Origin of the sequence: Methanobrevibacter sp., assembly GCF_017447225.1 — an archaeon.
Lineage (GTDB): Archaea > Methanobacteriota > Methanobacteria > Methanobacteriales > Methanobacteriaceae > Methanocatella.
Window position 1 is genome coordinate 1 of sequence record NZ_JAFSNZ010000042.1, and the last position, 21,726, is coordinate 21,726.

At 35.5% G+C, this 21,726-nt stretch carries 24 protein-coding genes; 3 read left to right on the forward strand and 21 right to left on the reverse strand.

From position 1 onward, the window contains the following. A partial coding sequence (locus IJQ68_RS04115) for a transposase (protein WP_292797304.1) occupies window positions 1-304 on the forward strand: 304 nt, incomplete at its 5' end. A gap of 515 nt (window positions 305-819) precedes the next feature. Here IJQ68_RS04115 and IJQ68_RS04120 read toward each other — a convergent pair. Then, window positions 820-1,809 carry a tRNA-dihydrouridine synthase gene (locus IJQ68_RS04120; protein ID WP_292797306.1) on the reverse strand — a complete coding sequence of 330 codons (990 nt, stop codon included), beginning with the start codon at window positions 1,807-1,809 and terminating at the stop codon, window positions 820-822. A gap of 124 nt (window positions 1,810-1,933) precedes the next feature. Next, entirely contained in the window at window positions 1,934-2,314 is a 381-nt protein-coding gene (locus IJQ68_RS04125) for a hypothetical protein (protein ID WP_292797330.1), read from the reverse strand. Window positions 2,315-2,740: 426 nt separating this feature from the next. On the opposite strand from IJQ68_RS04125, the gene IJQ68_RS04130 reads away from it, so the two are divergent. Continuing rightward, window positions 2,741-3,052, forward strand: a complete 312-nt coding sequence (locus tag IJQ68_RS04130) for a hypothetical protein (RefSeq protein WP_292797332.1) — start codon at window positions 2,741-2,743, stop codon at window positions 3,050-3,052. Between the two features lie 14 nt (window positions 3,053-3,066). Here IJQ68_RS04130 and IJQ68_RS04135 read toward each other — a convergent pair whose 3' ends face one another. Then, window positions 3,067-3,270, reverse strand: coding sequence for a hypothetical protein (locus IJQ68_RS04135; protein ID WP_292797335.1), 204 nt, complete (start codon window positions 3,268-3,270; stop codon window positions 3,067-3,069). 40 nt (window positions 3,271-3,310) lie between these two features. On the opposite strand from IJQ68_RS04135, the gene IJQ68_RS04140 reads away from it, so the two are divergent. After that, window positions 3,311-3,670 carry a hypothetical protein gene (locus IJQ68_RS04140; protein WP_292797338.1) on the forward strand — a complete coding sequence of 120 codons (360 nt, stop codon included), beginning with the start codon at window positions 3,311-3,313 and terminating at the stop codon, window positions 3,668-3,670. 27 nt (window positions 3,671-3,697) lie between these two features. Here IJQ68_RS04140 and IJQ68_RS04145 read toward each other — a convergent pair whose 3' ends face one another. From IJQ68_RS04145 to IJQ68_RS04230, 18 genes are all read right to left on the reverse strand, one after another. Further along, window positions 3,698-4,414, reverse strand: coding sequence for a UPF0280 family protein (locus IJQ68_RS04145; RefSeq protein WP_292797340.1), 717 nt, complete (start codon window positions 4,412-4,414; stop codon window positions 3,698-3,700). Between the two features lie 196 nt (window positions 4,415-4,610). Beyond that, on the reverse strand, window positions 4,611-7,415 hold the full coding sequence (locus IJQ68_RS04150) for a right-handed parallel beta-helix repeat-containing protein (RefSeq protein WP_292797342.1): 2,805 nt from the start codon (window positions 7,413-7,415) through the stop codon (window positions 4,611-4,613). Between the two features lie 101 nt (window positions 7,416-7,516). After that, window positions 7,517-10,081, reverse strand: a complete 2,565-nt coding sequence (locus tag IJQ68_RS04155; protein ID WP_292797345.1) for a hypothetical protein — start codon at window positions 10,079-10,081, stop codon at window positions 7,517-7,519. An 88-nt stretch (window positions 10,082-10,169) separates the two neighbouring features. After that, complete coding sequence (locus IJQ68_RS04160) at window positions 10,170-10,682, reverse strand: hypothetical protein (protein ID WP_292797348.1); 513 nt, start codon at window positions 10,680-10,682, stop codon at window positions 10,170-10,172. 386 nt (window positions 10,683-11,068) lie between these two features. Next, complete coding sequence (locus IJQ68_RS04165; protein ID WP_292797351.1) at window positions 11,069-11,449, reverse strand: hypothetical protein; 381 nt, start codon at window positions 11,447-11,449, stop codon at window positions 11,069-11,071. 160 nt (window positions 11,450-11,609) lie between these two features. Beyond that, window positions 11,610-12,185 carry a hypothetical protein gene (locus IJQ68_RS04170; protein ID WP_292797353.1) on the reverse strand — a complete coding sequence of 192 codons (576 nt, stop codon included), beginning with the start codon at window positions 12,183-12,185 and terminating at the stop codon, window positions 11,610-11,612. 66 nt (window positions 12,186-12,251) lie between these two features. Then, window positions 12,252-13,001: a hypothetical protein gene (locus IJQ68_RS04175; RefSeq protein ID WP_292797356.1), complete on the reverse strand. Its 750-nt coding sequence runs from the start codon at window positions 12,999-13,001 to the stop codon at window positions 12,252-12,254. Between the two features lie 258 nt (window positions 13,002-13,259). Beyond that, a complete protein-coding gene (locus IJQ68_RS04180) occupies window positions 13,260-13,913 on the reverse strand; it encodes a hypothetical protein (protein WP_292797358.1) in 654 nt (217 codons plus the stop codon). A 31-nt stretch (window positions 13,914-13,944) separates the two neighbouring features. Continuing rightward, entirely contained in the window at window positions 13,945-14,361 is a 417-nt protein-coding gene (locus IJQ68_RS04185; RefSeq protein WP_292797360.1) for a hypothetical protein, read from the reverse strand. Continuing rightward, window positions 14,362-14,820 carry a DUF2116 family Zn-ribbon domain-containing protein gene (locus tag IJQ68_RS04190; RefSeq protein ID WP_292797362.1) on the reverse strand — a complete coding sequence of 153 codons (459 nt, stop codon included), beginning with the start codon at window positions 14,818-14,820 and terminating at the stop codon, window positions 14,362-14,364. It abuts the gene before it with no gap. A gap of 80 nt (window positions 14,821-14,900) precedes the next feature. Then, window positions 14,901-16,340, reverse strand: coding sequence for an ATP-binding protein (locus IJQ68_RS04195; protein ID WP_292797365.1), 1,440 nt, complete (start codon window positions 16,338-16,340; stop codon window positions 14,901-14,903). A 252-nt stretch (window positions 16,341-16,592) separates the two neighbouring features. Then, the gene (locus IJQ68_RS04200) at window positions 16,593-17,846 is read right to left on the reverse strand and encodes an Ig-like domain-containing protein (RefSeq protein WP_292797367.1); all 1,254 of its coding nucleotides are present in this window, start codon (window positions 17,844-17,846) and stop codon (window positions 16,593-16,595) included. A 228-nt stretch (window positions 17,847-18,074) separates the two neighbouring features. Then, window positions 18,075-18,203, reverse strand: coding sequence for a hypothetical protein (locus tag IJQ68_RS04205; protein WP_292797369.1), 129 nt, complete (start codon window positions 18,201-18,203; stop codon window positions 18,075-18,077). A gap of 127 nt (window positions 18,204-18,330) precedes the next feature. Continuing rightward, complete coding sequence (locus tag IJQ68_RS04210; protein ID WP_292797371.1) at window positions 18,331-18,567, reverse strand: hypothetical protein; 237 nt, start codon at window positions 18,565-18,567, stop codon at window positions 18,331-18,333. A 391-nt stretch (window positions 18,568-18,958) separates the two neighbouring features. Beyond that, window positions 18,959-19,552 (reverse strand): carboxypeptidase-like regulatory domain-containing protein, encoded by a 594-nt coding sequence (locus IJQ68_RS04215; protein ID WP_292797373.1) that lies wholly within the window; start codon window positions 19,550-19,552, stop codon window positions 18,959-18,961. A 16-nt stretch (window positions 19,553-19,568) separates the two neighbouring features. Then, window positions 19,569-21,077: an MrcB family domain-containing protein gene (locus IJQ68_RS04220; protein WP_292797404.1), complete on the reverse strand. Its 1,509-nt coding sequence runs from the start codon at window positions 21,075-21,077 to the stop codon at window positions 19,569-19,571. 5 nt (window positions 21,078-21,082) lie between these two features. Beyond that, entirely contained in the window at window positions 21,083-21,259 is a 177-nt protein-coding gene (locus IJQ68_RS04225; RefSeq protein ID WP_292797375.1) for a tetratricopeptide repeat protein, read from the reverse strand. Between the two features lie 94 nt (window positions 21,260-21,353). Next, a complete protein-coding gene (locus IJQ68_RS04230; protein WP_292797377.1) occupies window positions 21,354-21,725 on the reverse strand; it encodes a hypothetical protein in 372 nt (123 codons plus the stop codon). Between the last annotated feature and the right edge of the window lies 1 nt (window position 21,726).

The window sequence follows — 21,726 nt, forward strand, 5'->3', positions numbered from 1 at the left end:
CTTGAGTAGGAAAATACAATTAAACTCACCCAGAAAATTCATGGACAAAATCCAATACAAAGCACAATGGAACAACATAGACTTCGAAAAAATACCCGCCAATATTCCCACAACACAAAAATGCAGCAAATGCGGATACAAAAACACAAAACTAAAAGGCCCACAAAACTTAAACAAAAGAAACTGGAAATGTCCCGAATGCGGAACATACCATGATCGTGATGTCAATGCAGCAATCAACATCTTTAACGAAGGATTAAAAAGATTTAGCCGTCGGTGCGCCGGTGCAGTAAAATTATCCTAAAAAATAATACAAAATATTTTTTTTAGGTATGCGAATCCCCGTGTCATGAGCGGAGAGGTTCAAGTTTCTTATGTTTTGAATGTTTTAAAAAAACCATCATAAATAAATACTTATTTTTTACTAGTGATAAGCATTGCAGGTTCAGTATTAAGATTTGACTTTATTAGCATCACTACATTCGATTAAAAAAGATAGATGATATAAATCACTTAAACTTAACTTGTTTAATAATTATCATTAAATACTACTAAAATATAATAATAAACATTTGTATCGCGAAACTCATATAAAACAGTTAGAATCAAATAGATTTTAACTTATTTTAAGATTGAATCTTCTTTTTTAGTATAAAAATTGTTCTTCTTTATAAATTGTTGAATAAAAATAATTAGAATAATATTAAATATTATTAATACCTTATAATAAAATAAGTTCTATCACAGAATTATTTATATAATAATATAGTTAGAATCTCTCTGATTCTAACTATTATGATTTACTCTCTTTTTGTTAAATTATTCTTCATCATGGACAATATGGCACGTGCTTGTCTTTTTCCAGTAGCAGTTGTTGCATGTCCTGCATAATGATTCGACTTCACGACCATCAGCCCATTCGCTTAAAAAGGTCGGATTATATACAAACGGACGCTGCATGGATACAAAATCAATATTGGTGCTGTTTATCAATTCATTGATTGAGGCCATATCAGATAATCCTCCTCCAAGAATGACCGGAATATTAACTTTGGATGCAATCTCATCGGCAATGTCAAAGAGGATATTTTTGTTTTCAGAATCCTTTGTGAAGTACTGAGGGGATGACGGCTTTGTAATCTGAATGCTGTCTGCACCTACCTTTTCAAGAAGTTCTGCAATCTTTAACGTCTCCTCGCCGTTTGCATTTATTCTGCAGCTGATATGCAAATCACCATTATCTTTAAGGACTTTAATTAATTCAAGAATCATTTTCGCCCTTTTGAATGTGTCTCCACCATAGTCGTCCTTTCTTTTGTTTTCACTTGGATCAATTACTTTAGCGAAAAAGTAGTTGTTTCCCATATTGATCTGGATTCCGTCAAAACCTGCAAGTGATGCCTTTTTGGCCGCAACGATATAGTCTGACTGGATTTGTCTTATGTCTTCGATTGTCAGGTCATTAACGCTGATGTTGTGGCGTCCGTTTACGTTGCAGTTGACAAAGCCCAGCTGGGCAAGAATAGGAACGTCGTACTGGTGCACAATGCCGGTTAGGTAGTTGAATTCCTTAATGAATGCAGTGCTGTTTATGGAATGTGAATAGTCGCTGAAGCGGTCATGAGGATAGATTGAAATAAGCTCTGTTGTGATTAATCCCACATGGTTCTGGGCAAGCCTTTCATACCTTAAAAATATTTCCGGTGAGAGGTTTCCCATTTCCTTTTGTGATTCCCACAGGCCTGTTCTTACAATGCGGCTTTTAAGCTTCAAGTTGCCGAATTCACACTCATCGAATATGTCTTTCATAATAATCTCCCTAATGATATTTTTGATTTTTGACCTATTAATATGATGCTGTAACTTACAGGTTACAACCTTAGCGATTTTCAATAAAAAGTGAACTTACAAGTTACAACCATCGACTTAATATTCAATGGACAACAGTCAGGTTATACTCATAAATGCATCCTCTGTATTCTCCATATCCCTCAAACATGATGTCTCCGTAATAGTTTTTGCTGCCGCTTTCGGGAAGGTATTTCATGTCAGTAATCTTAAATATGCCTTCGCTGTCTGTTGTGACATTAACCATAACTCCCTCATCGTCTCCTGCCTGATGGTAGAAAACAGTCTGGTTGGCAACTCCCCTTCCATAGGAATCCATCAGAAAACCTACTGCAGTTCCGTTTTCGGGAATTTCAGTTTCATTGAACACTATTGTTGTAGTTATGTCATGGCCCATCTGGAAAAAGAATATCCCAAAGCATATCACTGCAAGAACAGCCAGAATGATTAAAATTTTATTATCCATATTTTATTATTTATCAAATCAGATATAAATAGAAATATGATGAGGGCAATATTGTCCTAAATGAGTATTTTTTAAAATCCGGGTTTTTGCTTATATTTTTAGACGGGAATTTCACACCACACAATTTAAAAAAATAAATCCGTAATTTTTGTATCATTTTTGAAGATAATGGGAAATATATGCCATATATCATTTTAACATTTTCTACAGATATTTTCAGGGATTCACAATCATATATGATGAAATAATGATTATTGTAAAAATCTCAGGTAAATTACTTTTTGATTATAATATTGCTTTAAAGAGGTTATTTTTTAATTTAAAGGTTATATTGTATGAAAAAATACTAATTAACTTATATATGACTTTGTATATAAGAAAAACTGGTATACACTAAAAAAATTTTTTCCGGAAAAGGAGAAAAAATTGGCAAGTAAAAAACGTATGAAAAATCCCATGGATATTTTCATCAAAAGAAATTTTGCATATCTGGGCAAAATCAGTCATGAATTCTACCAGTTACCTGGAGAATTCATTAATTGTGAACCTAACGAATATCCTGATGTCGATGGAACAAAATCCATAGCCGACGTTGTTATTCGTGTGAAAATGGAAGATGGAACAATACAAATTATTGATCTTGAAGATGAATCTTCGAAAGTGAATGACAATACACTCAGAAAAATTCACAGATACAAAATCAATATATCCTATGCTACAAAAAAAACCTGTGATTAGTGTTATTGTAACTCCTATCCATTAGAAAAATGCAGTAGGCAGTTACACTTTTCACAAACGGATATTACAAGACAGATAATCATATCCTTAGCTTCCGCAGATTCATGGAAACGATTAAATAGGATTCTTGATAAAGCTAGAAAACAAGAAACATTCACCAATATTGAAGGTCTTGAGTTAATTAATTTGCCAAGATGTTTTTCAGACAGCCAAGACATCATTGTAGAAAAAATCTGTGAAATTTTAACATATATAAAAATGGAAGATTTTTCAGTTAAAAAAGAATTAATATACTCGATGCAGTGCATGATACACAAATATGCAAAATCAATTGATGATATAAACAGATTAGAGGGGATGATTGGATTGAATCAAATATCAGGAGAAAGAAATTTGGTCTATGATAATATGAGAATTGAACTAACAAGAGAAATAACAAGAGAACTAACAAAAGAGATAACCGAAAGAGTTACGAATGAAGTGATGAAAGAAGGAATAGAAGAAGGAAAATTAATAATTTTGAATGGTTTAGCCAATGATTCGGATAATAACTATACTGCAGAAGAATTATCTGAAAAATTTGGAATAAGTGTTGAAAAAATATTGAATGGAAAATAGATTAATCTTAATCTTTTTTTCATTTTTTTAAATTTTAAAATCAAATTCTGATGTTTCAACTATTTTTGGCAATCTGCCTACAGTACCAACATTATCCGCAGATATTATCAGCACTCCGTCAAAATATTGCCTGTAGTTTTCCGCAGTTTCAAGGCCGTTGGATACCCTGTCCTGCGAGGACTTGCCATATACATCATTGGCTATTCTTGTGGCAAGACCGTCAGCAACAGAAGGGCTTTTTGATATTACTGTGACGCTTTCTGCCTCACCGAAGCTTATTGAATGACCTATTTTTCCTGATGATGTGCATATTCCAAGGGGCTTTTTGCGGGCTTTTATACGGAAAGCTATTTCATTTTTAAGAATCTCATTGTTTGAGTATATTCCGCACAATACTTTTCTGTCATTAATCATGGCAATATCACCGCCATTTTCCACAATGGAATAAACAGTTCCATTTTCAATGAGGTAATTCAGGCACAATTCAGATATTGTTCCTGCTACCGTGGCCATCGGCCCCACATCGGCGCAAAGTGATGATTCACACATTCTTTTAATAATTAGCGGCAAGTCATCATCTGCTGTTTTTATAGGCTCCAGAGATATCTTGAAATCCGGATTTTTCACAATGTATCTTTTCAAATCGGACCTTATCCTATAGATATATCTTTTAAGGTCATGATTGTTCAGATCGCTCGTTAATCTGATGTGAGTTTCTTCGAGATTTATTTCTTCACGATACATTTCATGTTATATTATCTAAATCCTGCTATATATAATTCATCATTTAGCTATTATATTTTATTAGGTTATTATGAAAACTATTAATATAATCAATCAGTAATCTATTTAAAATGATATGTATTTAAAAAAAGTGTTTTTAAATGAATGGCATGTAATGTATAAAAGTAAAAAAATCCCCGGTTAAGGGGAATTGAAATTATCTGAATGAACCGGCAACACGCTTTGCAATGTTTAAATCATCAGAGATTATCTCATAAATATATCCATCCTGATATAACAATACATAAACCGGGTCTTCATGCATAGTCAGCTGAATGCATGACCATTGCCCATAGGAGTCCAGATACATATAGTTGAAGTCATATCTCATCACAAGGTAATCTGACAAATCCAAACCGGAATAATCCCCGAAAGACAGTGATGCATTTCCGTCCCTGTATGCAATATCATATCTGTTCTGTGAGCTTTTAACATTCGCTGATTTTGAAAGTTCAAGTGTGTGGCCATTTCCGCAGTCATAGAATTTAGGCATAGAGATTACGATGCTGTTTGCAATGCTTTGTCCGTTATATGATGCAGTGATAATATAACTTCCGCCCATAAGGTTTATGTTCAGCCCGGCTACACCTTCACTGTCCGTTGCCCTTGTGTAGAATACTCCATTGATGTTTAAGGTCACGTTTTTGCCTGGATTAGGATTTCCCATACCGTCAAGAAGTTTTACTTCATATCTTGTTCCGTCACGATAATCCATATTCACATCATGCCCCTCAAGAATGGATAATACATTAATGTTGTTTGATGCCATCAGGCCATTATAATTGGCAGTTATTATGTATTGTCCCGGTGCAAGGTTGATGTTCAGCTTAACGTGTCCGGATTCATTGGATGATCTTGTGTAGAATACTCCGTTGATGTTGAAGGTTACGTCAACTCCTTTTGCGACAGGGTTTCCCTGAGCGTCAAGTATTCTGATAGAGTACTGTGAATCGTTTTTGTAATATTTTGTCAAATCATTGTTTTCCACAATTGTGGTCAGGACTTTAATCGTGTTTGAATGCTGTTCATTGTTAATGAGATTTCTTGCTGTGATAATGTATTCTCCAGGTGCAAGGTTGATGTTCATTCGTGCAACACCGTTGGTGATTGCTCTTGTATAGAATACTCCGTTTATATTGAATTCTATGTTACCGCTTGCAATCTTATTTCCGTTGGTATCTAAACAGTCAATATAGTACTGGCTTGAATTTCTAAAGTATTTAGTTAAATCATCACCCAGTAATGTGGTTAAAACAGTGATTTTAGCATTACACTCGGCATTGCCGTATGAACATTTGGCCGTATAATTACCTTTAGCCAGATTGATGTTCATTGAAGCAACACCATTTTTGTCTGTTGTCCTGTAGTATTTCTGGCCGTTTATTTCAATTTCAACTGATGCACCAGGAATCAGCCTGTTGTTTCCGTTGATTAATGTTACTGCAAATTTATCCGGACTTCTGTAGTACTTGGTCAGGTTCTGTGCTGTTAAAGTGAAATCAGTGTTTGCGTCAACTGTAAGAACCCCATCATTGATTTTGACCCTGTTCAGATTTTCATTGCATGTAACGTCATATACTCCTTCACCCAGACTGCAATTGTAATAGAAACCTTTTGAATTGTCATCACACCATACATTTTCTGTTGTGATTTGTCTGGTATCCCTGTTTGTGAATTTTACATTAATTGAATTGAACCATTTGAAAAATACAGTGTGTCCTTCACCGTCAATGAACTGGCATAGCTCTATTTTTGTGTTCGGCACAACAACACTGTTGGCAAATACCAGATTTAAATCGAATTTAACCTCTGAAGGACTACCTAAAATTTCGATATCATATCTGTTGTTTGCATTCATCACATTATTTTTCATGATTGTTTCAGGCGCCACACTAACAAAAAAGCCATCATTATTGGAGTTGAAATTACAGTTTGTAATGCTTTTCGCATCAGCTATGGCAGCGTTATTTCCGACTATGTTGTTTGTGAAATCACAATGGTCAATGTCCAAATGCATATATCCGTAGATTGCAGCACCCATACCCTCATTCAAATCAGTGAGGGAGTTTTCAACGAAATTACAATTTTTTATCTCAAATTTCATATCTGATTCATCTTCAAATCCTCCGAAATATACAGCACCGCCCTGTGAAGCCCTATTCTTTTCAAAATAATTATTGGAGATGACTGGTGAAGTATAAGGATAACCTGTTGCAGTCAGTGCAAATATCGCTCCGCCCCGATCAGCAGAATTGCCTATGAATCTTGATTGGGAGATAGTACATGCATACATGTTTTCAATAGAAATTGCACCGCCTGATGAATCTACACCAGTAGCATGATTGTTTTCAAAAACGCAATTGTTTACATTTCCTCCACTAAGCGATACAGCTCCTCCTTCAATTGATGCATGGTTATTCTGGAAAATGCAGTAGTTCAAGTTTGCAACCTCACCGAAAATCGCACCGCCTTCACAGTCAGGAGCAATATTGTTAATGAAGTTGCAGTAGTTGAAGTTATATGTGGATTCAATTGCATGACAGGAGACTGCTGCGCCTCCAGGAACCAAATATCCATTTATATAACCTGTAGTGTATCCGTTGATGAAATTGATGTTGTTGAAATTGTATGTCTTATACATATTTGTATCTATAATGAGTATTGGGGACTTTCCGATTCCGTCCAGAGTGTGTCCGTTCCCGTTAATTGTAATTGATTTTGTGATTGTTACTCCCAAAGTCGATGATTCGGAATAGGAGTAATCCTTATCCAGAGTTATTGTTGAGCCTTCTCTTGCCTGATTAATTTTACTTTGAAGTTCCGTGAACGTTCCGGGACTTGCGCTTAAATTTGTATCATCAGTAATTTCCAGGGTTTCATTTACATCTTCACCTGCAGATACCGCTGTAAGTGAAATCATGAAAATGACCATGGAAATTAAAATTATCAGTTTTCTGTTCATAATTTTAACCTACTGTTATTAGATGATTTTAAGTTTGTTAAAAGAAGTATTTATTTTATATTAAAAAAATGAATAAAATCCCCATGAGGGGGATTTAATAACTAGCTGAAGCTTTCAACTACACGTTTACCTAAGTTTAAGTCATCACAGTAGATGCTGTAGAGGTATCCGTCAGCGTACCATAAGGTATACTGTGGGAATCCGTCTGAAGTCAGGCTGCCCATGTTGAGTATTGCCCATCCACGGTATGATCCCTGGCTTCTTGCACCGTAGCTTATGTAGTAGTTCAGGGCTTCGTTTACTGCACTTGAATCATAGTTTGAATAGTCATACTGTACGTCAAGCTCTGCTTGTCCATCAGAATATGTGATGAAAAATCCTCTTAATGCTAGATCCTGATTTTGGCCTTCCTCTACATTCACATCACTAGGAACTGAGAGTTTATGGCCGTTTCCACAGTCATATGTGTTGATTAAAGCTTTGATGTTTATTGTATTTGCACGGCCCAATCCGTTGTACATTGCGGTTATGATATATGTTCCCGGACGCAGATTAATGTTTAATCTTGCAATACCCTGAGAATCAGTTGTCCTTTGATAGAGCACTCCGTTGATGTTTAGGGAAACGTTCTGGTTAGGATAAGGGTTTCCTTGTCCGTCAAGCAGTTTCACTTCATATTTGGATCCGTCCTGATAATCCATGTTGACATCTTCTCCGAAGAGGATGTTAAGCACATGAATATTGTTTGAGGTTAAAAATCCGTTGTAGTTTGCAGTTATGATATAGTCTCCCGGAGCGAGATTGATGTTCATTTTCACATAACCTGATGCATCTGAAAATCTTGTGTAGAATACTCCGTTGATGTTGAATTCAACTGAAACGTTAGCACCCACAGGATTTCCCTGAGCATCCAATAGTCTTACGTAGTATTGGGAAGCGTTTTTGAAGTATTTAGTCAGGTCGTGGTTTTCCACAACAGTAGGCAGTACCTTAATTGTGTTTGAGCTTTGCTGGTTGGTCTGAGGGTTTCTGCCTGTTATGATATATTCGCCAGGACTGAGATTGATGTTCATTCTTGTCATACCGTTGTCGTCGCTGTATCTTGTGTAGAAGACCCCGTTGATGTTGAACTCGATTGCAGCGTTTTTCATCAGTACTCCGTTGGAATCACGGCATTCGACGTAGTATTGAGTTGCGTTTCTAAACATTTTTGTTACGTCACTGCCTTTGATTGTGGAAAGTATTGTGATTTTTGATATGGTTTTTTCGCCGTCATATTCGATTACCGCATCGTATTCGCCGGCACCGAGGTTGATGTTCATTGTTGCAGTTCCGCTGCTGTCGGTTGTTCTTTTATATGGCCTTCCGTTAAGGGTGATTGATACTTCAGCATCTTTGACTGGGTTTCCGTTGCCGTCAGTTACTGTAATTGTAAGAGGCTGTGAGTTTCCAAAGTATTTTGTCAAATCAGGTGCGTTTATGCGGTCGCTTTTTGTTTTTCCAACAGTCAGTTTTCCGGAAAGTACTCTGCAGTCACCTGCAATTTCAGCAGATGGGCTTCCTGTGATGGTGTATGTTCCGTTTGCAAGAGCCACATCATAAATGTATCCGTACTTTTCAGAATTGTAATAGAGTTCTCCGCTTGCGGCTAAAGTGTTTGCGCTGTCATATATTTCATAATTAATGTCATCTGCTCTGATGGTGTTACCTGAATCATCTGCAAAGGCAGCTATTGTAACTGAATCACCATTTTCTGCAGTTGCATTTACAAATACCAAAATAACAGTGGATGATATTGGAGTGTCGCCTTCAAACCAGATTTTCCATGGATATGAAGATGTCATGGTATTGTTTTCAAGATATAGTGTTCCGTCAGTCTCATCATTATCATCATAATAGTCGATGAATTCCATATTGGCATTGGCTGATGTATAAATGTTGTTTATTGATTTGAAATCGTTTGTTGCAAATATTGCGCCACCGTATTCTTCAGCGGAATTGTCTGTAAATTTTGAGTTTGCAACGTTAAGCACAGCTCCACGGGATGAAACTATTGCTCCACCGTAATTGGCGGTGTTTTCGCTGAATTCACACTGATATAATATTGTGGTATTTTCTTCAGCATATATCGCTCCGCCCCCATCTGTTGCTTCATTTTCTGTGAAATTCGTATAATATATGATCAGTTCCTTATTTGCATATATCGCTCCACCGTATTCTGCCTTGTTGTTTATGAATTCACAGTTTATGATTCCAAGTGCTCCGCTGGCATATATTGCTCCGCCGACAGTATCATCATCTAAATTTACAACATTTCCGTTTTTGAATGTTAGTCCGGCCAGGATTACGTCGTCTTCACGTACCCAGAATATTCTGGACATGTCTGATGCATCGATATAATGGCCGTTACCGTAAATGGTGAGAGCCTTATCTATCTGCATTTCGCCGCTTCCCACATAGTTTTTGGTTAATGTGATGTTGTCTCCGGGACTTGCATCATCAATTAGTTCCTGCAGTTCTATAAAGTCTCCTGTTAAATCATATCCTACAGTATCATCATTGGCAACTGCAACGGAATCTGTAGCGTTGATATCATCGCTTGCAGATACACATCCCATTGAAATGATGAATATCACGAGAATTGTGAAAATTAGTTTTTTATTCATATGAATCTCCTGTTTTTTGAAAGTTTTATTCCCGAATTTTAAAAAAAAATGCTGTTAATGTTTAATTAACAGCATCATATTGTTTGGCTTAAGCAGGTTTATATGTATCTGCTATAGCTTTAAGTTCCTGTAAGTCTTCACCCTGGAGACTTATGAGTTTAGTTCCGTCATGGTAAGCTAAAATGTAGCCTGTCATGGTTTCATTATCGTCAGTATCTGATGTTACAGTGCTTAAATCGATAATGGTCCAGTTACCGTATTCTCCACCTAATGTAGCACCGTCATTGTTAACCCAGTTACGTGCGTATTCTGATGCGCTGTCAACAAGCTGGGAACCGGTTGAAATGTCTACAAAGAAACTCATGGCATCGGTACTTACGATGTATGAGTTCATGCTGTATCCGTCTTCGCTTGTTGTGAAGTTTACGACTGATGCGTTTGCAGGAAAATCAAGTGTAAATCCGTCAAATGTGTATGTTTCATTAACCACTTCAGGTTCTCCTCCTCCTAAAAAGTCGAAGATACCTGCACTAACTACGTTTAAGCAACTAACTACAGCGATAAGAACTATAAATAGTGCCAATAATTTTTTCATATCCATTTTAAAATCACCATTTGAATATTTTTATTTAAAAAAGAGTTTGGTTTTATATGTCTAGTGACAGCAATATGAGGTATACATGCATAGGGTTTGCTTTCATAAAAAATAGTGTAATCAAGAAATTCCGTCTTTCGTTTCATTTTAGGTAATTTGATTTGCAATGCCTCAAACATTCTCTCAAGAGAATACGATGAAAGCATCCAATTCATGAACAATTTTTTATACATTTAACAAACCTCACAAACACATAATATTATTTTTATGAACATTTACATATATAATTTACTAAATGATTTGTTCATATTTAGACATTGATAAATTATTAAATGTTTATAATAGTATTTTAGAAATTATGTGAATAATGTTAAGTTAATGCTTGAAAACTTTTAAATGATTAGTTTTCTAATCTCTTCGCTGAGTCTGTCGCTGAACTGCTTTTCGCAGGGTGCGATGTTTTTGTAGAACTCTTGTTCTATTGAAATAATTTTAGGCTCTATTTTTATGTAAAGTCCGTCGCCTAAAATCTCATTTATGACAAAAAGAGCCTTTCTGATATAGTGTCGGTATGTTTTTGTTAAATTTTCATCACTTAACAGGTAATCCAATATGATGCATATAGATATGATGTCTGCCAGCTCAACAGCAGGATAGCCATAACATTTAAGTTCTTTGATTAACTTGTCAAGCAGTACTTTGAAGTATGGTGACGGTTTGAGTATTAATAATTTACTCAGGTAGAGATCAATTATCCTAACACAACCTTTCAAACAAAAGCGCTGTTACTATGCAGTCCGGGTCTGTTAAGGGTATTATAATTTCCTGTTTTTCTCTGAATTCTTCAATAATCTCATCGAACATTTTGAAAACCTCAAGTGATATTTTGAAGTTATAAATATAAATAAAATGTCCGAGAGCATTTGAACAGTATTAGAGCCAGAAGAAGAAATATCTGTGTGTCGGTCTGGATGATTTTTGATACTCCTCATATTCTATTTGGGCTTCCTCCTGGGCAAGCTGATCCTTATAGTCATTCAAAGCTTCGTTAAGTTTTGATGAAAACTCATCTGTTGACATTGTCTGTGCCGGAGTGCCTGCAATGAGATTTGTGATATCATCATTGACGTAGGTGTCATTAAAACAGATTAGAAATATTGTGTTTCCTGTTGCAAAATAGACTGTAGTGTAGTCTTTTGACTCATAGGTCTTATAAATTACCACTGCATCATGGCCGGCGATGTTTGCATATTCTGCGGAATTTGCATTGATGATATCGTCACCATAGTTGATTTTGAGGTTTTTGTCATAATCCAGAGACAATATTCTGAATGTAAGTCCGCTTTGATATACATATGATGACTCCTTAAGGGTGCCGTGCTCATACTGTGAGGGTATTTCAAAGTCCACTCCCTTGATTGTAACATTTTCCGCTGAAGCCATTGGAATAATCAAAAGAAAAATCAATAATATTGGAAGAATTCGTTTAGCTATTGTCAGTTTAATCACCTTGTGTATATTATGGGAAAAGCAGGTATATAAATATTCTATACAAAAGGTTTAAAGGATGGTGAGCTATTCACCATCATCTTCAAAAAAAGAATTTTCAATTTCTGCTTCATCACAGTGCTTTTTGACCTTAGCCAATATATCAACAACGTCATCTTCAGCCAGGTCTTTAGCAAAGTAGTATACTACCGGTATGATATCGTTTGAAGCAGTAATTAGCATGTAATTTGCTTCAGGCATTACAACGCTTTTGGTGCTGTAAAGCTCGATATCAGCTATGATTTCATCTGCACCACCAGCCACCTTGATTTGGGCGTTAGCATATTTCTCTTCCAGGGATGAAATGATTTCATCATCTGTCTTTTCGATAGGTTCAAGATCCAGGTCATTGAGTTTTTCCTTGAATAATTTTGCATTGTGCAGTTTTTCCTGGATTTCTGCCAGTTGCTGTTCCAACTGCTTTTCATCTTCCAGAAGAGAATTGATGAAGGCTTCACTTCCATTGTTGAAGTTTTCATATAACTCCAAAACCTCACGTGCACTTAAGATGGAATTGTTTTTGAAAAATTCCTTGGTATGTGCTTTTACACGGATGCTTAGAGGTTTGAGTTTTTCTTTTTTTGTTTTGACTTCTTCTTCGAAGGGCATGAACTCACGTCCTAACTTGTGAAGTGATTCGATTCTTTCACGAAACATTTCTTCAAATTCTTCACGGGTAAGTTCATCGGGGAATTTAAATTCAAATTCGCCCGGCCTGTATGATCCTCCGAATTTGTCATTTCCAAATCTGAATTCTTTCGGGTCTTTATCATTCATATATAAAACTCCTTTAAGTTTACATTTTTCAAATTTGTGTACACAATTAAATGTAGGAGTTTATAGTATATAAATGTTTGTATTCATTTTTAAAAAAAGTATACTTTAAATCATTCAGTAAAATTTTGAAAAAAATAGTTAAAATCAATGTCTACAACATGATTGAACATGTTGGGACAATTAGACATTGATTAAATTTCATTAATTCTATTAAATAATTATACAATATTAATTATTTAAAAATTACGATAAAATGAGTCAGTACAGCTGCAACTCATTTTCCAAAGCCTTGGCTTCCTGACGGTTTTTCTCCTGTTCTTCGGCAGGAGACAAATCATAAGGCCTTGTAAAGAACAAATCAATGTCATTAATCACTTCACAGATTGCCATGTGAACAAGCTCCTTTAAGGCCAGAGACTTCTGGATATCAGTCATGTCATCCTGTGAATAAATCCTTTCATAATCATTATTATAATCATCAGTGATTTTTTTCTCGTTTAACTGTGCTTCAAGAGTGTCCCTGTCATACTTTTCATCACTTAATATTAAGAAATTAATCAAGGATTCCTTCTCCTCAGCGTAATCCTTTCCAGGATTTGCTATGACGTTTCTGAAATACATGTTGACTGACTGGAAAATGTCTCTTGCCTCACGCCCATCCATCAAATCGCCTGAAATGATATCAAAAGCTGAAGAAATATAATAAGTACCGTCTTTGAATCTGGTTTCAAAGGCCAGATTTATCTCTTCATCCCCCACATACTGTATCAGTTCAATATTTTCCTCGTTTTCGAATGTCTCTTTTGTCAGTTCATCATTTTTCAGCTTGTAATTTGAACCCGGACTTTTCAAGGTAGTGTTAATCTCTTCAATAAAGTCCAGTGTAATCGGTGTAAAATTAGTCTCACTCATTTTATAATCTCCCCTGATATTAATTATATAATCATCTGGTTATGAACTTTTTCCTTTGGGTTTCGATGAAATTGTCAACTTCCAGTTTGATGTCAGCCAATGCAATTGCGGGTTTAAGCTCAATGAGGGCGTTCAGGGCTATCAAAACGCCTATGGCCTCCGCCATAAATATGTTTTTAAAGCTTACTGACTGGTATGAAATCATGAAATTGCCGTTCAGATGCTGTGCGATTCTGAAGTTGGGATTGATGAAGTTAACCTTAAGCTCGTTTATTAACTTAGCGCCTTCAGTCAAATCCTCAAAGCTCAGCTCCTTTTTATAATCATCAAGAAAATCAAAATGAACATCATATTTGGAGCTTTCGAAATACTTGTCAACAAGCAGATAGGCCACAAAAACCTCCATATCCGAAATCTGATACTTGATATTGTTTAATACAAACTCCATTTACACCACTACAACATCTGATGAATGTGACTCGCCATATACATCATCACCCCCGAAATCGGAGTTTACGGTATATGATCCGTCAGCTAAAGTTAAATTGATGCTTGCGGTTCCGTTGCTGTCAGTCTTTAATGTATATGTATTGTCGTTGATGGCGACAGTTATGAACTTGTCAGATAAATTGTTTCCGGCTTCATCTGTCAGCTGTACGCTGAAAGTGTCTGAATATTCAAACTGTGAAGAGGAAATCATGACAAGTGAAGTTGCAGTCTTGGTGTCATTGGCTGAAAGCATAAAACCTGCCAAGACAATAAGAAATATGCATAAGACCGCCACAGCAATCCATTTGACAGGATAGGACTTTTCAACCCTTGATCTTTTGATATAACTTCCGCATTTGGAGCAGAAAAGCGAATCGTCACTTATGATTTCACCGCAATTTTTACATTTTCGAGCCATATTGATAATATTGGTTTTACATTGTTAAAAAGCTATTGCACAATTATATAATGTTAACAAATACCAATAATTGATGCACACTACATTAACGAAAAAGTAGTTAATGGTAAAAATATAACATCGCCATCCTTTTTTATAAGATTTGTTGTTGATGAAATGACGATTCCATAATCACAGCCGTATTTGTTCATTGATTTTTTCACCTGACTTTTGTCCTTGTTGCCAATGCCTACCTCAACAGCCACTCTGTTTCCTTCAAAGGTAGTTAGGATAAAGTCTGCCATTCCTTTTCCTGTCGGTGCAAAGATGCCATGCGGCTTTGAGATAGTGTTTTTCAATCTGAAAAATGTGGATGCTACATAGGTTTCAGCTAAAACTCCAAGATAATCTCTATTGTTCGGATTATGCTTTCCTAGAGTGAAATTGATGCTTGCATTGAGTGTAGGTGATAAGAAATAATACTTGCTTGGGCTTCTTATCATTTTAGATGCTCCTCCGTAAGGCTTTATATGGAAAATCAGATGAGTCTTTTCCAGAATATTCAGCAGTTCTGTTATGTTAGATCTTGAAGAGCCTATATCCTTTGACAGATTGTTAACGGATAAGCCTCCGGGCTTTTGGGTTGCCATAAATGACAATATGTTGAATATAATCTGTTTTGTATTCCCGTTGTATGCCTTGTAATGCCTTACGTCATTTTCAACTACCCTTTCAATGAGTTCATAAATCTTTCTATGGGTATTAATCTCACTCAGGTTCAAAGATAATGGAAATCCTCCGTATAAGAGGAAGTATTCAAATTCTTTCATCAAAGGCTTTTTTAAAACAGAAGCTGATGTAATTAGATTTGTTTCTTTTTTTGATGCATTTTCAATATTTCCGGTTAAGAACAAATCAATCAAATCAGATGAAATATTGATATCGGCAATCCCATATTTCAGGTAAAGATATTCCTGAAAGTTCATTGGATATATTCTCTCAAACATTGTTCTTCTGACTGAATTAAGATTAATCTCTAAATCCAATGCGTTTGATCCTGTAAAAATCATGAAAACTTTCTTTGACTGGTCATATATTGCCTTTACTGTCTTTGACCAGTATTTATCTTCCTGAGCCTCATCAACTAAAAGGAAAATCTCCTCATCCAATGTTGCAAGATACCTGTGGTGTATATCTTCAACAAAGATATCAACCAGATTCGAAATGTCTGATTTTTTGAATGATTTCAGCTGGTCCAAAGAAAGGTAGAGGATTCTGTTTTTGTCAATTCCCTTTTCAATCAGATATTCATATGCCTGAAAGAGCAGTGTGCTTTTTCCTGTTCCTCTCAGTCCGGGCATTATCATGAGTCTGTTTTCTCTATATCCTCCTAAAAAATCATCCAGATTGTTTTTTATGTTAGTGAATGCATTGCGGTATAGAAACTTTTCATTGTCATTTTTTAGAAAGTCATCGGCGATGTATGGGGTCGTGTTAATCTGTTTTATGATATAAGTTAAATAATCTTCTCTAGTGTTCATGTTTTTCACCTTTCTTCTCATGTATTAATATGACTACAAGTAATATATAAATACTTGTACTGAAAATAGTACAAGCAATATATAAAACCTTGTATTCTCAACACTACAAGTAAATTCCAGATTTGTAAAATCGTAATAATAATTTTTGAAAATAAATTATAAAATGCAACTGTGTGAAAATATTAAAAAGACATATTTAATTACTAATATAAAAAAAGAGGAGTTTAAAAAACTCCTAAAAGTGTTTAAATTTTATTTTCTTCTTCTAATGTTTATACCTAAAAGTGCTAAAACTGCAAGAAGTACCAATATCGGATTACCGGTAGTCTTATCATCACTTGCAATGTCAACAGGTTTTTGGACTGTTTTGTTTTCATCCGCAACAGGAGGCACTATATCAGGAATAACTGTAATAATGCCTGTTCCGTTAGATGGATAATAACGATTGGTTCCGTTGAATGAGACTTTAACATCATAGTTGCCGTCATAATCCATAGGAATTGTCCAGTCAACACTGCCTTCACCGTTGATGATTTCAACAGTCTTTTTAGTTCCGTCAGGCAATTCGACAGTAACGTTTCCGTTAAATACAGATCCGTCACGAGGAACAACCTTAATTGGAATAGTTACATTGTCATCAGGCTTAGCAGTAACATTACCAACAGTAATATCTACAGGAATCTTAATAACAGTAACAGTGCCGACGCCTTCGGAAGGCAAGTATTTATCATTACCTGCAAATCTTACGGCGTCATTGTAGACATCAGGTGTGTAATCAGCAGGAACATGCCATGAAACATTACCAGAACCGTTAATGATTTCAACAGTCTGATTGGAACCATCAGGTAAAGTAATAGTCACATTACCATTAAACGGTTTGTTATCATCTGCAGTCACATTAATCGGAATAGTAATATCCGTATCCGGATAGGTTGTAATGTTTCCAACACTGATATGGGTTGGAATCTGCAATACAGTAATTGTACCTGTTCCATTGGAAGGCAAGTACATATCATCACCGATAACATTGATTGTGTCATTGTACTCATCTGGAGTGTAATCCTCTGGAATTGTCCAGGTGATATTTCCCGTTCCGTTAATGATTTCAACAGTCTGATTGGAACCATCAGGTAAAGTAATAGTCACATTACCATTAAACGGTTTATTGTCATCAGCTGTTACATTAACAGGAATAGTAACATTTTCTCCAGGATAAGTTGTAACGTTTTCAATGCTTACATGTGTAGGAATTGGAATTACAATAATAATACCTGTACCATTGGAAGGCAAGTAAGTCTCATTTCCAGGGAAGGTAACTGTATCGTTATATTGTGGAACGTAATCTTCTGGAACTAGCCAAGTAGCATTTCCAGTACCGTTAACGATTTCAACAGTCTGATTAGAACCATCAGGCAATGTAATAGTCACATTACCGTTAACTGGTTTGTTATCATCTGCAGTCACATTAATCGGAATAGTTACGTTTTCACCCCTTACACCAGTCACATTAGCCACTGAAGTGTGAGTAGGAATCGGCAGTACAGTAATAGTTCCGTTTCCGCTGGATGGGAAGTATGAAGCGAAAAGACTCGGCTTTTTGAACTTTTTGAAGGAAAATTCTGTGCTGTATATAATGATTTTAATTTATCCAATAATTTTACTGCATTATCATGCCATTAATCTTTCTCAACTATTAATGCAATAATATATGATGCATCTGCAAAAATCAAGTTATCACCATTTCAATCCTTTTGATCCTCTTTTTTTAATCTCAACGCTGTCATATGGGAGTTTTACTTTTATTAATGAAATGATATCTTTTTCTTCAATCTTTTTGGATGATGGCTTTTTTTCAATAATCATTTAAATCTTCCTTCAATTATCAAATATGAGAATTTTAGTTATTTTTCTGATTTGTATTACAGATTAAATATATCTTTCGCAATTAACTCACAACACTACAAGCATTTAAAAAAAATAAGAAAAAATGTCAGATTATGCAGTCGTCCATAAGCGAGAACCCTTCATCATGAGCCAAATCATTAGAAATGTTTGACTCATACAACGAATCCTTAAGGATAACCCATGGAAGATTCAGCTCTTTGACCTTTTTTTCCAAAGAAAAAAGTTCTGAATCTGTTATTTCTGTTTCCTCAAATTTGTAAAGCCAATATGACTTTTTCGAATATGTTTTTCTATGATAAACATTTAAAACGCCACTTCTCATGACAATCACCTAATTATAATTTTGAACTTTGATATTTAAGGTGATTGTGCGAGAGCATGTGAACAGTAATATTTTTAAAAAAAATTTCGAATTTGTTAAGATTATGTTAAGAATATGCTATGAGTATGTTAAGACTATGTTAATGGTATGTTAAGGGTATGTTAAGAGTATGCTACGAATTTGTTACGAGTGTGTTACGAGTTTGTTAAGGGTATGCTACGAGTGTGTTACGAGTATGTTACGAGTGTGTTACGAATGTATTAAGTCTGCTTTTCTTATTGAAATGTTGTGTTAAAAAATTCATCAAAAATAACAGAAATTGGTCCAATAATTATGTAGACACTTAAAAACAGTTTAAAAAATAAAAAAAGAAGTGAAAAATATCTTGAACCTATTTGAATCCAAGACTGTGTATTTCACCGGTTCTTATATCAACAGTCCTCATGTAGCCGTCCTCATATTCCTGTTTGACCGTATACTGGTCAAGGTAATATCTGTTCGTTTCAGGATATGGATCATTGGACGGAGGCAGATTGTTGATGTCATACATTGTAGATGAAGACTGGGAAGTGTCTGATGATACTGTTGCGACAACTTCCTGATTGATGGTCAGTTTCTGCTGCGCGTGACTTTCACCGTATTTCTCACTTCCGCTGTAAACAACACTGACATTATACTCGCCGGGGCTTAAATCCAAACCGATAGTGGATTCGCCGTTTGAATTTGTCCGGGCAATTTTTTCCATGACCACTTTGCCGGCGGAATCTGTAACAGTAATATTTACCGCCTCGTTTGACAATGCTGTATTATTCAAATCGGTTAAAAGGAGAGATAACTTTCCACCCTCATTCTGTTCACTTTCACTTGTAATTATAACTTTAACGGGATCTTTTGTATCTGCAGGGTTTAATAATGTAACTCCAATTGCAGCTGCAAGAATAATGATTATTACAAGCAGTATTATGATTATCTTATTATATTCCATTTTTAATCGCTCCTGATTAATTTTTTCGTGAAAACTTAGCCATATACCTTTCAAGCTTTTGAGGGTTGCTTAAGGTTTCACCAATGCCTGATGTCAGAACAATTCCAAAGGCTTCAATGAGATTATCATCATCAAGCCTAGAATCGATTTCAAGGTCTAACTGCTCATAGTTCGGTGCCATATTCAGTGAAAGGAACTCATCCTTGATATCTTCCCTTAAGTCCTCGTCGATGAACTTCTCAAAAATATCATTGATGTCATAGGCAAGGGTATTAGCTATGAGCAGGCAATAGTCAATATCCTCTTTTGAATATAAGTGTGATATCTCATCAAGCTTGTAGTTGAATGATGAGTAGTCCTGAAAACCGAAAAGGGCAAATCTTCCCTCGACAGTATGGGCGCAGAACTCATCCATAAGATAGTTCAAATCATCCTCCAGAAGCATCTTTATATAACTTGAAATGAGCGGAGTGTCATCTGTGTCAAGGATTTTCATAAGGATTTCCTTTAAGATTTTCTCGACAATGAAATGTGTCAGCTCATGGATGATTGAGGTGATGATAAGAGGACTCGCCAGCCGGTCATCAATCTTGATTTTGTTGAATGCATATGATCCAAGAAGCCTTCCCCTTGATTTATATGTGATATCTGCAAATGACTTTGCGAAAAGCAGAACCTTATCCTTTGTCTTTATCTGGTTTAGATTTATTGAATTAATCTTAATCGCATTGATTAAAAGCAGCTGGCTTGACTGAGTGATGTTATCAAGGATATTTTTATAATCTGTGATTGTGATATCGCATCTTATGATTTTTTCAATGTTTTCATCCGTGAAAAGCTCCTCTGCGGAATTGATGCTGTTTTCATGAGTGTTTTCTATTGGATATGAAAATTCAATGTCTTTAACATTAAATGATGATTCAATGCCCCTGCTGTAAAATGCCCGTTCATGACGATATTCCATGTCCATTAAAGGCCTTTGGGCAAAAATTACGGCTTCACCCTTTTGAATTTTAATGAAACGTGTGAATTCTTTTTGAAGTCTGGCATATATTGAAACCAGAAAGTCCAAATCGGTTGTGAGTTTAGTGTCATCTAATTCGTCATAGCTATATTTTTTATCAATTATTGAATATGAATCATCATAATAATTAAGCGTAAAATCATTTAAATCAATGGTCTTTAGAATACTTATCAGTTCCAATTCGAATGATGTATACTCAGAGTAAATTTCAAGCCTTGGAACAAGAGAAAGGTGAACTTCACAATTTTCACAGTCAAAGCTGTACTCAATTTGAAGTGATTCCTGGGAGGAATCAAAGGAATCATGAGTTATGCTGATCCAGGGATTTAAAGCCCAATTATTTTTACCGCAGGATGCCTTAACGGAAAAATCCTTTAAACTCGGGAATTCTTTTGGCGTATTTTTGCTGAATTTCTGGGCAAAATCGCTTCTTTTGAATTCTTTTGTCCTTTCTAAAGGATAAGTGTCTAAAATCTCTCTAAAGTAATTGGCCAACGTCATTAAAATCACTCACTTTCCAATGCATCTAAGCATAACTGGATATTATTTTTGATTGTCGGATCATCGGGAACTAAATTATGTGCTTGGCTAAAGCATTCCAGTGCTTCCTTGAAGTTTCCAATTTGGGAAAGCTCAACTCCACGGTTGTTTAAATTAATTGCTTCTTGTTCAATCTGTGCCATGCCTGCAATTCCTGCAGCTATAAAAGGTAAAAAGCTGATAATTACACCTCTTTTAATTATTATCTTATTTATTATAAATTATTTTTCCATCATATTAACCCAAAGACCCCCAATAGATTTCACCAGTATCCGGGTTGTACATTCTTTTGTAGCTGTGGCCATCATCATCAGTCATGGTAGGCTGTGAATGAGTGTATGCCCAACTGTCACCACCCTGCTGTGACTCATCCCACCTTTGGATATATTCATCAGAGTTGTATTCAGGATCTTCATTTACACTTTGGGAGCTTTGCTGGGACTGTGTAGGTTCATCACTTTCATCTAGAGTCCAGTTGGTAATGTTAACACTTGAATTAGTCGTATTGTTAACAATATCTGTTTCACTTTGAAAGTTTATGTCAAAGACAAAAATGCCTAAAACAATGACTGCAATACAAATAACTGCAAAAATAAGTTTTCTGCTCATA